Below are 13,915 nucleotides of genomic sequence, written 5' to 3' on the forward strand. Positions count from 1 at the left end.
CGCCCCGGTCAGCCCCGGGAGGCGGTGCGGCGCCGCAGCACCAGCCCGCCGATCCCCGCGCTGGCCACCATCAGCGCGCCGCTGAGCATGATGACCCGCGCGTCCGGCCCGGCCTCCCCGCCGCCGCCGGTGGCGGCGGCGCCGTCGGGAGTCTTCTCGATCTGCCGGGTGGAGGACGGCTTGGAGGTCTTGGTCCTGGTGACGGTGATCGTCGGCTTGGGCGTGGAGGTCGCGGTGGACGTGGGCGTGGAGGTCCCGGTGGAGGTGGACGTCGGGGTGGAGGTCCCGGTGGAGGTGCCGGTCGAGCTCGGGCTGACGGAGCCGGACGGTACGGCCGTCGCGACGGTCACCCGCAGCGCGGCGGCGGAGGCCTCGGCGGTGTTCGAGAGGGTGCAGTTGAGCAGATCGGTCTCCTCCGTGCCGGTGGCCGACCCCAGGAGCAGGGTGAAGGAGTCGGGCTGGAAAGCGACCACGCCGGTCGCGGTGGGCGTCACCGTGACAATCAGGGGTGGCGGCGTGAGCGTCTGACCCGCCGTGGGAACGCCACCGGTGGCGGCGACCGAGCGGAGCTCCGAGGGGGTCGCCAGCGGGGTGCCCGTGACATTGCTGATCTGCATGTCCGCGTCGAGGATGAGGTTCAGGTTCGACGGGATGCCCGTGGGTGCGACGAGAGGGGACGCGGCGGGCGGGTTGACCTTCCAGGTCGCGGTGAGGGGTGAGTTCGTCACCGCCGCCGTCGGGCCGGTGAGGTCCATCTGGAACGCGTACGTCGATGATGCCGCCGCGCCGACGACCGAGCAGGAGTAGGTGACCTGCTTCGGGGCGGCGATGGAGGCGATCGCCGGGATCGCGCCGAAGAGGATGCCTGCGCCCGCCGCCGAGATCACGGCTGTCTTGACCGCGACGCGGCGCCGCGTCTTGGACTTCAGCACAGTTGCTCCCTGTTCCAGATTAATAGTCCGGTTTGCCCTAGTCATTAAGACTGACCGGCCACAGTCACGGCCAGGCATAGATCCTATGAAGAGAGGCCAAGCGACGCGAGCATCTCGGCAAAACGGACAGAAATTCTCATCTATCCCACAGCAAGTACAGCACCCCACCACCGGCGTGTCGCACGTTGCGGAAGACGGGGCCTCCGCCCCCGCCCGGGACCGCGCCAGGACGGATCCGCCGGCCGGCGAGTCGGCGGGCCGGCCCCCGGGAACCAATGAAACAGCAGGTCAGAGCCGCTTGGCGGACGACATGAGGGCACGCCGGAACTCGCGGCGGCCCTCCCGGCGGGCATCCCGGACCCTTTCTCATGTTGCCGAAAGATTTCGTTGACATGTACGCGCAGTGACCCTACCGTCGTGGTTATGTCTAGTCACTCGCGCATAGATATTCAAGAGCCGACTTTCGGCGCAGGTATCTGGCACTTCGGGCGGTACGTCGACCGGTACGCCACCGACGGGTACGGCCCGCCGGTCAGCACGCTGGAGGCGATCGACCTGGCGGGGCAGGTGGGCGAGCTGTCGGTGGTGGACCTGACGTTCCCCTTCGACCCGGTCGACCTGCCGCTCGACGACGTGAAGACGGCGCTCAAGCGCAACGGCCTGCGGGCCATCGCGGTCACGCCGGAGATCTACACCAGGCGCTTCACCCGCGGGGCGTTCACCAACCCCGACCCGGAGGTGCGGCGGCAGGCCATCGAGCTCGTCTCCCAGGGCGCCGAGACGGCCCGGGAGCTCGGCTGCGACTACGTGAAGCTCTGGCCCGGCCAGGACGGGTGGGACTACCCCTTCCAGGCCGACCACTCCGAGCTGTGGCGCCTGTCCCTCGACGCGGTGCGCGAGCTGGCGACGACCTTCCCCGATCTGCGCTTCGCCATCGAGTACAAGCCGCGCGAGCCCCGCAACACCATGGTCTTCTCCTCCGTGGCCAAGACCCTGCTGGGCATCGAGGAGATCGGGCTGCCCAACGTCGGCATCCTGCTCGACTTCGGCCACTCCCTGTACGGCGGCGAGTCCCCGGCGGACGCGGCGCGGCTGGCGATCTCGCGCGGGCGCCTGTTCGCCATCGACGTCAACGACAACTACCGGGGCTGGGACGACGACATGGTCGTCGGCTCGGTCCACCTCACCGAGACCTTCGAGTTCTTCCACGCCCTGCGCGAGGCGGGCTGGGACGGTGTCTGGCAGCTCGACCAGTTCCCCTTCCGGGAGGACTCGGTCGAGGCCGCCCGGGCCGGCATCCGCGTCATGAAGACCATCCACCGCGCCCTCGGCCTGGTGGACCACGAGGCCCTGGCCGCCGCGCAGCGGGCGCAGGACGCCCTGACCGCCCAGCGCGTCGTCCAGAAGGCCCTGCTGAGCGCACAGGCCGAGCAGTGACACCCCGCCACGGCCCCACCGGCGGCGGGCGGCCCGCGCGCCGCCGGGGAGGCCGCACCCGGCAGGACCGCGGCCGGAACGACCAGAGAAACCACAACTTCGAGTTCGAGGGACGGAAGCGACATGTTGCCGGCTGATCCCACGCGTTCCGCCGCGTACCGGGAGATCTCTCAGCGAATCCGCGAGGGCCGTCCGGAGGACGCGGTGGCCGAGCTGGAGCGGATCTCCGGCGAGGTGCGCCAGAGCATCGTCCGGATGATCGACCGCGCGCAGCTGGGACACATCGGCGGTGACCTGTCGGTCACCGACATCCTGGTGGCCTGTTTCTACGGGGTGCTCTCCCTCGACCCGGAACGTCCCCGCTGGGAGGGGCGCGACCGGTTCGTGCTGAGCAAGGGGCACTGCGCCGCCGCCCTGTACTCCACCCTGGCGCACTGCGGCTTCTTCCACGTCTCCGAGCTGGACACCTTCATGGCCCCCCTATCGGCGCTCAACGGACACCCCAACAAGATCAAGGTGCCCGGCGTGGAGACCAACACCGGCGCGCTCGGGCACGGGTTCCCGGTGGCCACCGGATGCGCGCTGGGCGCCCAGTTGGACGGCGCCACGTGGCGGACCGTGGTGGTGCTCGGTGACGGCGAGCTCCAGGAGGGCAGTAACTGGGAAGCGGCGATGACCGCGGCCCACTACGGCCTGTCGTCGCTGACGGTCGTGATCGACCGCAACCGGCTGCAGCAGGGTGCCAGGACCGAGGAGACCAAGAACCTGGAGCCGCTGGGCGACAAGTGGCGCAGCTTCGGCTGGGAGGTCCGCGAGGTGGACGGGCACGACCACCTCGCACTGCTGAAGGCATTGGAGCGTTCCACGACGGGGAGGCCGGTCGTGGTCATCGCGAACACGATCAAGGGGAAGGGCGTGTCCTTCATGGAGGACCGGGTGGAGTGGCACCACAAGGTGCCCAGCGCGGAGCAGGTCACGGCGGCGCTCGCGGAGCTGGCCCGATGACCGTCACCGAACAGCAGGCGACCTTCGACTCGCGGCAGGCGTTCGCCGACGAGCTGATCGCGCTGGCCCGCGAGGACGAGCGGATCGTGGCGGTGTGCAACGACTCCGTCGGGTCGAGCAACCTCGTGGCCTTCCGCCAGGAGTTCCCCACGCGGCTGGTCAACGTCGGGATCGCCGAGCAGGACCTCGTCGGCGTCGCCGCCGGCCTGGCCAACGCCGGCAAGATCCCCTTCGTCTGCGCGGCGGCGCCGTTCCTCACCGGTCGCGCGCTGGAGCAGATCAAGGCCGACATCGCCTACAGCGAGGCGCACGTCGTGCTCTGCGGCCAGAGCCCCGGCATGGCCTACGGCGAACTCGGCCCCACGCACCACTCCATCGAGGACCTCTCCTGGGTGCGCGCGATCGCCGGCCTGGACGTGATCGTGCCGGCCGACCCGGTGCAGACCCGCGCCGCGGTGCGCTGGGCCGCCGCCTCCGGCAGGCCCTCCTACCTGCGTGTCCCCCGCTTCAAGGTGCCCGTGGTCACCCCTGCGGACGCCCCGTTCGAGCCGGGCAGGGCCGTCCTGCTCCAGGACGGCGACGACGTCACGGTGATCGCCATCGGCTCGCTCACCTCGCGCGCGCTGGAGGCCGCCGCGCGGCTGCGCGCGGACGGCGTCTCGGTGCGCGTGCTCAACATGCCCTTCCTCGACCCGCTGGACGAGGGGGCCGTGATCGCCGCCGCCCGCGAGACCCGCGGCATCGTCACCGCCGAGGAGGCCACGACCAGCGGGGGGCTCGGCGCCGCCGTCGCCTCCGTGGTCGCGACCCACCGGCCCTCCCCCATGCGGATCCTGGGCGTGCCCCGGGTCTTCGCCCCCACGGGCGACACCGCGTTCCTCCTCGACCACTTCGGGCTCTCCGCCAACGGCATCGTGGCCGCGGTGCGAGACCTGCTGGGGCATGACTAGCGCCGGCCCGCTCGTCCTGGCCGTCGACCAGGGAACGGGCTCCACGAAGGCGCTGCTCGTCGCCCCCGACGGCCGGATCGTCTCACGCGGGTCGGCTCCGCTCTCCGAGAGCCAGCCCCGCCCGGGGTGGGTGGACCAGTCGGCCGAGGAGATCTGGGAGAGCGTGCGCCGGGCGGTCGCGGACTGCGTCGACCCCGCGCTCGCCCCCCGGATCGCCGGAGTGGGCTTCAGCACCCAGCGCGAGTCGCTGGTGCTGTGGGAACGGCGCACCGGACGGCCGGTCGGCCCCCTGGTCAGCTGGCAGGACCAGCGCACGACCCGGCGGTGCCTCGACCTCGTCGCCACGGGCGCCGACCCGCTCGTGCGGGCCGCCAGCGGGATGCCGCTGGACCCGATGTTCTCGGCGTTGAAGGCCCGCTGGCTGCTCGACACGTACGACCCCGACCGCCGGCGCTCCCTGGCCGGCGAGCTGTGCCTGGGCACCGTCGACTCCTGGCTGCTCAGCCGCTTCGGCGGCGACCACGTGGTCGAGGTCGGCAACGCCTCGCGCACGCAGCTGATGAACATCGCGACCCGGCAGTGGGACGACGCGCTCCTCGACCTGTTCGGGGTGCCGCGCGAGGTCCTCCCGAGGATCACCGCCTCCTGCGGCGCCTTCCCCGCGGTGCGGAGCCTCGCTCCGCTCCCGGACGGTGTCCCGGTCCTGGCCGTCATGGGTGACTCGCACGCCGCGATGTTCGCCCACGGCGGGTGGCGCCCGGGCGTGGTGAAGGCCACCTACGGCACCGGCTCCTCGGTGATGGCGATCGGCGACTGCGACGACGCCCCCGGACTCTGCCGCAGCGTCGCCTGGGACGTCACCGGGCCGGTGCTGGCGGTGGAGGGCAACATCCGCGCGACCGGGCGCGCGCTCAGCTGGCTCGCCGAGCTGTTCGGGACCTCTCCCGAGGCCCTGCTGGAGGAAGCCGCCGAGCAGGCGCCGGACGGGGTGCACCTGGTGCCGGCGTTCGGCGGCCTGGGCGCGCCCTGGTGGGAGCCCGGCGCGGTCGCCGTGCTGAGCGGACTGACCCTGGGCACCCGCCGCGACCACCTGGTGGCGGCGGCGCTGGAGGCGGTCGCCTTCCAGGTCGAGGACGTGGTGACCGCGGTCGAGCGGGCGGTCGGCGAGGTGCGGGTGCTCCTCGCCGACGGCGGACTCACCCGCAGCGCCCGGATGATGCAGCTGCAGGCCGACGTCAGCGGCAGGCTGATCTCCCGCTCGGGCGAGCACGACCTGTCGTCCCTCGGGGTGGCGGACGCCGCGGGTCTGGCGGCGGGCCTGTGGACCCTGGCCGACCTCGAAGCCCGGCCCCGGCCGGCGGACGAGTTCCGACCCGGCGGCGACGAGCTCGGCCGCGCGGCCCGGCGGGCCGCGTGGCACGAGGCGGTCGAGCGCTCGCGCCCCCGCGCCCTGCCTCCGGACGGCATGGACCTGCCGGCCGCCACCACGTTCCCGCCTCGCACGAACCGGGAAACCGTCCCGGAACCGCCCGTTCCCTCCGCGCGTCAGGAGACGTCCGCACCCCACGCGAACCAGGAGACGAGCGGCGACCTGGCCGAAAGGAGCGGCGCATGAGCACGCCGATCACAGCGCGACCGAGCGGCGGGCAGGCGTCCCGCCGGCGGATCCCGGCGAAATGGATCGCCGTCGCCGCGGCGGCGGCGCTGCTGGCGGCCATCGGCCTCAGCACCGAGTACCGCTCGCCGGAGTCGGCCGTGGCGGCGGGGCCGAAGAAGTTCGACCCGGCCGCGTTCGGCGCGGAGACGTACGAGAGCAAGGTCGTGCCCGCGATCCAGAAGGACGCCGTCGACCTCCCCGTGCTGGTCAAGGCGCTGGTCGCCGACAAGGAGGCGGCCGGCGAGAAATACGGGCGCCGCCAGGGCACCGGCCCCTACAGCTTCCCGGTCAAGGGCACCGGCGAGGCCGGCGAGGCCAAATCGGGTCTGCTGCCGGTCACCGTCCCCGGTCTGCCGGAGGGAACCCGGGTGTCGTTGCAGATCGGCCCGGCCATCAACGGCACGGCGCTGCGCGACGCGGCCGGGTTCATCACCTTCGGGCAGTTCCTCAACCAGGTGGAGTACGCCGACGCCGCCACCTCGCTGAACAACCAGATGCGGGAGAAGCTGCTCAAGAACCTGGACGCGCCGGGCCTCGCGGGCAAGAAGATCTCCTTCACCGGTGCGTTCACCCTCCTGAGCCCTTCCGTCGTGACCATCACCCCGGTCTCGATCGAGGAGGCGTCGTGAGAACGGCGGTCGCTCCCATCCTGCGGGCCTGCGACGTCACCAAGGTGTACGGCGGCACGCACGCGCTCAAGGGGGTCGACTTCGACGTCGCTCCCGGCCGGGTGACCGCGCTGTTCGGTGAGAACGGGGCCGGCAAGTCGACGCTGATGAAGATCCTCTCCGGGATCGAGCACCCCACGACCGGCCACGTCGAGCTGGACGGCCGGCCCGTCGCACTGGTGTCGTCCCGTGACGCCGCCGACCAGGGCATCGCGATCATCCATCAGGAACTCAGCCTCTGCCCCAACCTGAGCATCCAGGACAACCTGTTCCTGGCGCGCGAGGTCCCCGGAGGGCTCGGGTCGATCGACCGGAGGGCCCAGCGGGCCACCACCAGGGCGATCCTCAGCAACCTGGAGGAGGATCTGGATCCCGACCAGTTGGTCGGCGACCTGAGGCTGGGGCAGCAGCAGGTCGTCGAGATCGCGCGGGCGCTCCTCCAGGAGGCCCGGGTTCTGATCATGGATGAGCCGACCTCCGCGCTCACCGCCCCCGAGGTCGAGGTCCTGTTCCGGGTCATCCGGGAGCTCACCGGGAACGGCGTCGCCGTCGTCTACATCTCGCACCACCTGGACGAGGCGCTGGAGATCGCCGACGACGTCGTGGTGCTGCGCGACGGCCGGCTCGTCGCCACCGCCGACGCCGCCGAGGTGGACATCGGCTGGATCGTGGAGCAGATGGTCGGCCGGGACCAGGACGCGCTGTTCCCGCACCGTACCCCGGCCCTCGGGGAGGAACTGCTGACCGTGCGCGACCTCGTGGTGGCGGACCCGGCCAACCCCGACCGCCTCGCGATCGACCGGCTCTCGCTGTCCGTCAGGCAGGGTGAGATCGTCGGGATCTACGGCCTGATGGGCTCGGGCCGCACCGAGCTGCTGGAGACGCTCGCCGGTCGGGTCCCGGCGCTCTCCGGCGAGATCCTGCTCTCCGGGGCCCCGCTGGAGGACGCCGGCATCCGCCGCCGCATCGAGCAGGGCGTGGTCCTGGTCCCCGAGGACCGCCAGCGCGACGGCCTGGTCCAGACGATGTCCGTCGGGGAGAACCTCTCCCTGGCGAGCCTGGCCAAGTTCGTCCGGCGGCTGTTCGTCTCCCGGGACCGGGAGCGGGACGCCGTGGAGCGGATGATCTCCGACGTCACCGTCAAGACGGACGGCGCCGGCGCGGCCATCGGCTCGCTCAGCGGCGGCAACCAGCAGAAGGTGGTCATCGGCAAGGCGCTGCTGACCGACCCGCGCGTGCTGCTGCTCGACGACCCCTCACGCGGTGTCGACGTGGGCGCCAAAGCCGACGTCTTCGAGCTCATGGCGGCCCAGGCGCGACGCGGCCTGGCCGTCCTCTTCACCACTTCTGACGCCGAGGAAGCCCTGCACATCCCCGACCGGCTGCTGGTGCTCGTCCGCGGAACCGTCGCCGGTGAGTTCCGGCGCGGGGAGATCAACCGGGAGGAACTGATGAGTGTGTCGGACGGCGCCGCCATCGAGGCGGCCGGGGACGGTGAGCGATGACATCCCCGGGAACCACCACCGCCCCGCGTGCGACGGACCCCGCCTCGCCGGAGAAGGCCGCGGCCGCCGCACGCCGCCTGTCCCTGCTGAACGCCCTGTTCGAGCTGCGCGCGTTCATCGCGCTCGCCGTCCTGATCGTCGTCTTCGGCCTGCTGTCGGACTCGTTCCTCACCGTGCCGAACCTCATCACGATGACCAAGCACGTCGCGATCAACGCGGTGATCGCGCTCGGCATGCTGCTGGTCATCCTCAAGGGCGGCATCGACCTGTCGGTCGGCTCGATCGTCGGCCTGTCCGGCGTCGTCGCCGGTGAGCTGCTCCAGGGCCTCAACCTGGGCTTCGTCGACCTGATCGCCTACCCGCCGGTGTGGGGCGTCATCGTGCTGTGCATCGCGGTCGGCATGCTGGTCGGCCTGGTGAACGGGGTGCTCGTCACCCGGTTCCGGGTGGCGCCGTTCATCGCGACGCTCGGCATGCTGTACGTGGCGCGCGGCATCGCGCTGCTGATCTCCGGCGGCTCGACCTATCCCAACCTGGGCGGCAACCCGGAACTCGGCAACACCGGCTTCGGGCTGCTCGGCAGCGGCCGCCCGCTCGGCCTGCCCACCTCGATCTGGATCATGGTCGCTCTCGCCGTGGCGGTCATGCTGCTGCTCACCAAGAGCCCCTTCGGCCGGTGGCTGTACGCCACCGGCGGCAACGAGCGGGCGGCGGAGCTGTCCGGCGTCCCGATCAACCGGGTCAAGACGGCCGTCTACGTGATCTCCGGCGCGTGCGCCGCGGTCGCCGGCCTCATCATCGCGTCGGAGCTGACCTCGGCGGCGCCGCAGGCCGGCGAGACGTACGAGCTCAACGCGATCGCGGCGGTCGTCATCGGCGGCGCCGCGCTGAGCGGAGGACGCGGGACCGTGCGGGGCACCCTCCTCGGCGCCTTCGTCATCGGCTTCCTCGCCGACGGCCTGGTGATCCTGGGCGTGTCGACGTTCTGGCAGATCGTCATCAAGGGAGCCGTCATCATCCTCGCCGTGATGCTGGACCAGGGCCAGCAGCGGTTCAAACGGCGAGGGGCCGCCGTCTCGGCGGCGGCCGCCAGTAAACGGCCGGAGCCGGCGGCGTAGGCGGGCGGCCGGGGCCCGCCCGCGAGCCCCGGTCCATCTCGCTCGCGTACCCCGCTCCACCTCGGCCCAGCCGGCCGGCAGCCGGATCTCCCCGGCCTCGACGGCAAACAGCCGGGCTGGCCGCCCGCCGGGGCGGCCACCTCACCCCTCATCCGCAGTGCAGTTCACCATCCTTCCGGAGGTCGGAGATGTCCGTTCCCTTCTTTGGTTCCATGCGCCGCCGGGGCGTCGGCCTCGCTCTCTCGCTCCTCGCCGGCACCTCGCTGCTGGCGGCGTGCGGGGGTGCCGCCGACACGTCGGCCCAGAACTCGCCCGGCGCGCAGGCCGTGTCCGCGAGCCCGACCGGCGGCGGCCAGGCGGGCGGGCTGATCGCCATCATCACCCCGTCCCACGACAACCCGTTCTTCAAGGCCGAGGCCGACGCCTCCAAGGCGAAGGCCGAGGAGCTGGGCTACGAGACGTCGGTGGCGTCGCACGACGACGACCCGAACAAGCAGAGCGAGCTGATCGACGCCGCCATCTCCAGGCAGGCGAAGGCGATCGTCCTCGACAACGCCGGCGCCGACGCCTCGATCGGCCCGGTCCGCAAGGCCACCGAGGCGGGCATCCCGGTCTTCCTCATCGACCGTGAGATCAACGCCACCGGCGTCGCCAAGGCCCAGATCGTCTCCAACAACTCCCAGGGCGCCCAGCTGGCCGCCCAGTCGTTCGTGGAGGCGATGAAGGAGAAGGGCAACTACGTGGAGCTGGTCGGCAAGGAGTCCGACACCAACGCCAGCGTGCGGTCCAAGGGCTTCACGGACGTGATCTCCCAGTACCCGGACCTGAAGCTCGTGGCCAGGGAGAGCGCCAACTGGGACCAGCAGGAGGCGTTCACCAAGATGGAGACCATCATCCAGAAGAACCGTGACATCCAGGGCGTGATCGCGGGCAACGACACCATGGCGCTCGGTGCCGTGGCCGCGCTCAAGGCCGCCGGGATGCTCGACAAGGTCGTGGTCGTCGGCTTCGACGGCAGCCCCGACGCCATCGCCGCGATCAAGGCCGGCGAGATGCACGCCACCGCCCTCCAGCCGGCCGCGCTCGCCGCGGAGAGCGCCGTCGAGCAGGCCGACGCGTTCATCAAGAACGGTTCCACCGGCAAGGAGGAGAAGCAGTCCATCGACTGCGAGCTGGTGACCAAGGAGAACGCCGACGAGTTCGGCGTCTTCGCCCGGAAGTGACGGCGGGCGGCGGGGGCCGGGCACCCTCCCCCGCCGCTCTCCCGAGGACCCGGTCCCCGGCCGCCCGGAGGACCGGACCGGTCCGGTCCCCGGCGGTCGTCACGGCCGGGTCCGGCCGCTCGTATGTCCCGGCTCACGGGGCGGGTGAGGGATCCGGGCGGTACGCTGAGTTATCGGCCGCGGGTGAAAAAGATGATCGGATCCCCCCGTCAGCCACCGGCTTCACACCCTCACCGCCGCCGCGCGGGCCGAGAACGGAGCCGGTCTCCACACGTCGAACAGGAGGCGCTGCATGGTCGTGCCCGACATGGGACGGGTTCACGGCTCCGGCCGCGCCGTGGCCACAGACCATCTGCGTCTGCTGGCGCGAGTGGCCCGGATGTACCACGAGCAGGGCATGCGGCAGCCGGAGATCGCCGCGGCGCTCAGCATCTCGCAGCCGCGCGTCTCCCGCCTGCTCAAGGAGGCCAGCACCCGGGGCATCGTGCGGACCGTGGTCGTTCTCCCCGAGGGCGTGCACACCGAGCTCGAAGAGGGCCTTCAGCGGCGGTACGCGCTGCGGGACGCCGTGGTGGTCGACGCCGACGGCGCCCAGGGCGACGTCATCCCCGCGCTGGCGTCCGCCGCCGCGGCCTATTTCGACACGACGTTCAAGGGCGGCGACGTCATCGGCATCTCCTCCTGGAGCGAGACGCTGCTGGCCGCCGTCGACCGCATGCATCCCAAGAGCGTGCAGGTCGCCGACCGCGTCATGCAGGTCGTCGGCGGCGTCGGCAGCCCCGAGGCCCAGGTGCACGCCACCCGCCTCATCAGCCGCCTGGCCGACGTCACCCGGGCCAGACCGGTCTTCGTCCCGTCGGCCGGCGTCGTGGGCACCCCCGTGGTCCGCGACGCTCTGCTCCAGGACGCGGCCGTCGTCGACGTCATGTCCCAGTGGCGCGAGCTGACCCTCGTGCTGGTCGGCATCGGCAGCCTGGAGCCCTCCCCGCTGCTGCTGCGCAGCGGCAACGCGGTCAGCCAGGCCGACCAGGAGGAGCTCCGCTCCCTGGGCGCCGTCGGAGACGTTTGCCTGCACTTCTTCGACGCCGAGGGCAACGTGGTCGACTCCGCCTTCGACCGGCGGGTCGTGGGGATAAGCGTCGAGACCTTCCGCTCGGTCGAGCGCCGCGTCGCCGTCGCCGGCGGCGAGCGGAAGTACTCCGCCATCAAGGCCGCCCTCCGCGGCGGCTGGGTCAACGTGCTGATCACCGATCTGGAGGTCGCCCGGCGCCTGCTCGCCGATCCCGCCTGACCCCGGACGGCCGGTCGGCCTCCGCGAGACCACCGGGGCGGTGTACGGGCGCCCCGCCCGGCGGGAAATGTCGGGGTGACGGGGCAGAATCGCACGGACGGCGGACCCCGGACAGGAGGAGATCCACGGTGACCAGGTTCCAGGTGACGATCGACTGCGCCGATCCCGACCGGCTGGCGCGGTTCTGGGCCGGCGCGCTGGGATACAAGCCGGAAGACCCACCCGCGGGCTTCGCCACCTGGAAGGAGTACTGGCGGGACGTCGGCGTGCCCGAGGAGGAACTGGACGACCGCGTCGACTCCATCGTCGATCCGGAGGGCACCGGTCCGCGGATCTGGTTCCAGCAGGTCCCCGAGAGCAAGACCGTCAAGAACCGGCTCCATTTCGACGTCCGGGCCAGCGGCGGCCGCGGGCTCCCGCCGGAGATGCGCCGGGAGCAGGTCCGGGCCGAGGTCGACCGGCTGGTGGGCGCGGGCGCGACGGTGCTGCGCGTGCTGGACGAACCGGGCATCGACCACTACGCGGTGACCATGCACGACCCGGAGGGCAACGAGTTCTGCGTGACCTGAGCCCGGAGCCCCGCCGCCGGCCGGCCATGCCGGGGTTCCGGCACGGCCGGCGTGGGCGCGGACACTGGCGGGTACCGCCGGCGCCCTACTCGCTCCCGGCGGACTCCCGAGGCGCACGCGCGCCGGGGCGCGGCCGGGGCTTGCGCCCCGCATCACCCCGGGCCCCCGACCGCCCCGCATCACCCCGGGCCTCCGACCGCTCCGCGCGCAACCGGTCACGGGTGACACGGGCGACACGGGGGTCGTCGGCGAAGACCCCGTCCACGCCGAGGCCGTACACCCGCCTCAGCCACCCTGTCACATCGCCCTTGGCACGCCGGTAGGCACGCCCGCCGGGATCACCGCGCCGGTACTCGACCGGAAGCCACGCGTTGAGGTTGCGGATGGTCGCGGCGTGCACCAGGAGTCCCTGCTGATGGGCGTCCCGGACGAGCGAGCTGGGCGCCCCCAGCCTCCCGCTGGGCCCGGCGGCCACGATCCGCCTCGTGGACACGCCGACGCCGTCGGCGTACCCGGCGATCTCCCGCAGGCCACTCGGGGTGACGAGGTCGTCGTAGGTGCGCGGGTCATCGGCCGCGACCAGGTCGTACGGGGCACCGCTCGCGCCGATCAGCTGGATCAACCGCAACCGCGTGACGGGGCGCAGCCTCTTGAGGATCCCGGTCTCGAACGACTGGATGAACACCGGATCCTGCGCGTCGTCCCAGCCGTGCCGCCGGAAGGTCTCCAGCAGCGGCTCTTCGAGGGGCAACCCGATCGAGGCGAAGTGACTCGGGGCCTTGGTCTCGGCGTAGACGCCCACACCGTGCCGCTGCGCGAGCCGGACGATCTCGTCCAGTGTCGGGATGAGCGCCACCCCGTCGTAGGCCGTGTTGCCCCGGCGCCGTTTGGGGTAGCGCTCCTTGGCCCGGAGCGTGCGCAGTTCCCGCAGTGTGAAGTCCTCGGTGAACCAGCCGGTCTGCCGGCGGCCGTTGACGACCTTGGTCGTCTTCCGGCCGGCGAACTCAGGATGGTTCCTGACGTCGGTGGTCGCCGAGAGCTCGTTCTCGTGCCGCGCGACCAGCACGTGGTCCTTGGTGGAGACGAGGTCCGGTTCGATGTAGTCGGCCCCCATCCGGATGGCGGCCCGGTAGGACATGAGGGTGTGCTCGGGCCGGAAGGCGCTGGCCCCGCGGTGCGCGATGACGATCGGCCCGCGGTCGTCACGCCCGGGCTCCGCGAGCATCGGGCGCGCGGACGCGGCACTCGCGGAGACAGGACTCGCGGAGACAGCGCCTGTGGAGGTGGAGCTCGCGGACAGCAGGCGCGCGGAGGCCGGGTTTATGGACAGCGGGCGCGCGGAGGCCGGGCGGGCGGATCGTCCGGTCATCTGCCTGCGGTGCCGATCGGCGTACGGGCCACGGAAGCGCCTGGGCGCCTGGTCCCAGGACCGCTGGGACGCCGGTTTCCCGGGGCGACTCGCCGTCCATCCCTCCGAGCGCCCGGTTCTCCACCCCCCGGGTCGCCTCGCCGTCCATCCCTCCGAGCGCCCGGTTCTCCACCCCCCGGGTCGCCTCGCCG

12 protein-coding genes are annotated in these 13,915 nt (G+C 72.0%); 10 read left to right on the forward strand and 2 right to left on the reverse strand.

Going from position 1 to position 13,915, the window contains the following annotated elements; genetic code table 11:
- Window positions 1–8 precede the first annotated feature (8 nt).
- On the reverse strand, window positions 9–932 hold the full coding sequence (locus tag ABD841_RS12085) for a hypothetical protein (protein ID WP_344970654.1): 924 nt from the start codon (window positions 930–932) through the stop codon (window positions 9–11).
- Window positions 933–1,355: 423 nt separating this feature from the next.
- Between ABD841_RS12085 and ABD841_RS12090 the strand changes: the two genes are divergently transcribed.
- From ABD841_RS12090 to ABD841_RS12135, 10 genes are all read left to right on the forward strand, one after another.
- Window positions 1,356–2,369, forward strand: a complete 1,014-nt coding sequence (locus ABD841_RS12090; RefSeq protein ID WP_344970655.1) for a sugar phosphate isomerase/epimerase family protein — start codon at window positions 1,356–1,358, stop codon at window positions 2,367–2,369.
- Between the two features lie 123 nt (window positions 2,370–2,492).
- Window positions 2,493–3,374 (forward strand): transketolase, encoded by an 882-nt coding sequence (locus tag ABD841_RS12095; RefSeq protein WP_344970657.1) that lies wholly within the window; start codon window positions 2,493–2,495, stop codon window positions 3,372–3,374.
- Window positions 3,371–4,324 carry a transketolase family protein gene (locus tag ABD841_RS12100; RefSeq protein ID WP_344970659.1) on the forward strand — a complete coding sequence of 318 codons (954 nt, stop codon included), beginning with the start codon at window positions 3,371–3,373 and terminating at the stop codon, window positions 4,322–4,324. Before ABD841_RS12095 ends, ABD841_RS12100 begins: the two co-directional genes overlap by 4 nt.
- Entirely contained in the window at window positions 4,317–5,939 is a 1,623-nt protein-coding gene (locus tag ABD841_RS12105) for an FGGY family carbohydrate kinase (protein ID WP_344970660.1), read from the forward strand. The genes ABD841_RS12100 and ABD841_RS12105 overlap by 8 nt, the downstream gene beginning before the upstream one ends.
- Window positions 5,936–6,610: a DUF2291 family protein gene (locus ABD841_RS12110; protein WP_344970662.1), complete on the forward strand. Its 675-nt coding sequence runs from the start codon at window positions 5,936–5,938 to the stop codon at window positions 6,608–6,610. The genes ABD841_RS12105 and ABD841_RS12110 overlap by 4 nt, the downstream gene beginning before the upstream one ends.
- Complete coding sequence (locus ABD841_RS12115) at window positions 6,607–8,154, forward strand: sugar ABC transporter ATP-binding protein (RefSeq protein ID WP_344970664.1); 1,548 nt, start codon at window positions 6,607–6,609, stop codon at window positions 8,152–8,154. Before ABD841_RS12110 ends, ABD841_RS12115 begins: the two co-directional genes overlap by 4 nt.
- The gene (locus ABD841_RS12120) at window positions 8,151–9,272 is read left to right on the forward strand and encodes an ABC transporter permease (protein WP_344970666.1); all 1,122 of its coding nucleotides are present in this window, start codon (window positions 8,151–8,153) and stop codon (window positions 9,270–9,272) included. The genes ABD841_RS12115 and ABD841_RS12120 overlap by 4 nt, the downstream gene beginning before the upstream one ends.
- Window positions 9,273–9,460: 188 nt before the next feature.
- Window positions 9,461–10,495 (forward strand): D-ribose ABC transporter substrate-binding protein, encoded by a 1,035-nt coding sequence (locus ABD841_RS12125; RefSeq protein ID WP_344970668.1) that lies wholly within the window; start codon window positions 9,461–9,463, stop codon window positions 10,493–10,495.
- A 292-nt stretch (window positions 10,496–10,787) separates the two neighbouring features.
- On the forward strand, window positions 10,788–11,786 hold the full coding sequence (locus ABD841_RS12130; protein WP_344970670.1) for a sugar-binding transcriptional regulator: 999 nt from the start codon (window positions 10,788–10,790) through the stop codon (window positions 11,784–11,786).
- A gap of 128 nt (window positions 11,787–11,914) precedes the next feature.
- Window positions 11,915–12,355, forward strand: a complete 441-nt coding sequence (locus tag ABD841_RS12135) for a VOC family protein (RefSeq protein WP_344970671.1) — start codon at window positions 11,915–11,917, stop codon at window positions 12,353–12,355.
- Window positions 12,356–12,440: 85 nt separating this feature from the next.
- On the opposite strand, the gene ABD841_RS12140 is transcribed toward ABD841_RS12135, so the two are convergent.
- A complete protein-coding gene (locus tag ABD841_RS12140) occupies window positions 12,441–13,580 on the reverse strand; it encodes a glycerophosphodiester phosphodiesterase family protein (RefSeq protein ID WP_344970673.1) in 1,140 nt (379 codons plus the stop codon).
- Between the last annotated feature and the right edge of the window lie 335 nt (window positions 13,581–13,915).

Origin of the sequence: Streptosporangium fragile, assembly GCF_039534445.1 — a bacterium.
GTDB classification, from domain to species: Bacteria; Actinomycetota; Actinomycetes; order Streptosporangiales; family Streptosporangiaceae; genus Streptosporangium; species Streptosporangium fragile.

What these genes read in the sequence shown, in the direction of transcription:
- ABD841_RS12105 (WP_344970660.1), top strand. Translation starts at nt 4,317, where the DNA reads ATGACTAGCGCCGGCCCGCTCGTCCTGGCCGTCGACCAGGGAACGGGC.
- ABD841_RS12100 (WP_344970659.1), top strand. Translation starts at nt 3,371, where the DNA reads ATGACCGTCACCGAACAGCAGGCGACCTTCGACTCGCGGCAGGCGTTC.
- ABD841_RS12140 (WP_344970673.1), bottom strand. Translation starts at nt 13,580, where the DNA reads ATGCTCGCGGAGCCCGGGCGTGACGACCGCGGGCCGATCGTCATCGCG.
- ABD841_RS12095 (WP_344970657.1), top strand. Translation starts at nt 2,493, where the DNA reads ATGTTGCCGGCTGATCCCACGCGTTCCGCCGCGTACCGGGAGATCTCT.
- ABD841_RS12130 (WP_344970670.1), top strand. Translation starts at nt 10,788, where the DNA reads ATGGTCGTGCCCGACATGGGACGGGTTCACGGCTCCGGCCGCGCCGTG.
- ABD841_RS12090 (WP_344970655.1), top strand. Translation starts at nt 1,356, where the DNA reads ATGTCTAGTCACTCGCGCATAGATATTCAAGAGCCGACTTTCGGCGCA.
- ABD841_RS12120 (WP_344970666.1), top strand. Translation starts at nt 8,151, where the DNA reads ATGACATCCCCGGGAACCACCACCGCCCCGCGTGCGACGGACCCCGCC.
- ABD841_RS12125 (WP_344970668.1), top strand. Translation starts at nt 9,461, where the DNA reads ATGTCCGTTCCCTTCTTTGGTTCCATGCGCCGCCGGGGCGTCGGCCTC.
- ABD841_RS12110 (WP_344970662.1), top strand. Translation starts at nt 5,936, where the DNA reads ATGAGCACGCCGATCACAGCGCGACCGAGCGGCGGGCAGGCGTCCCGC.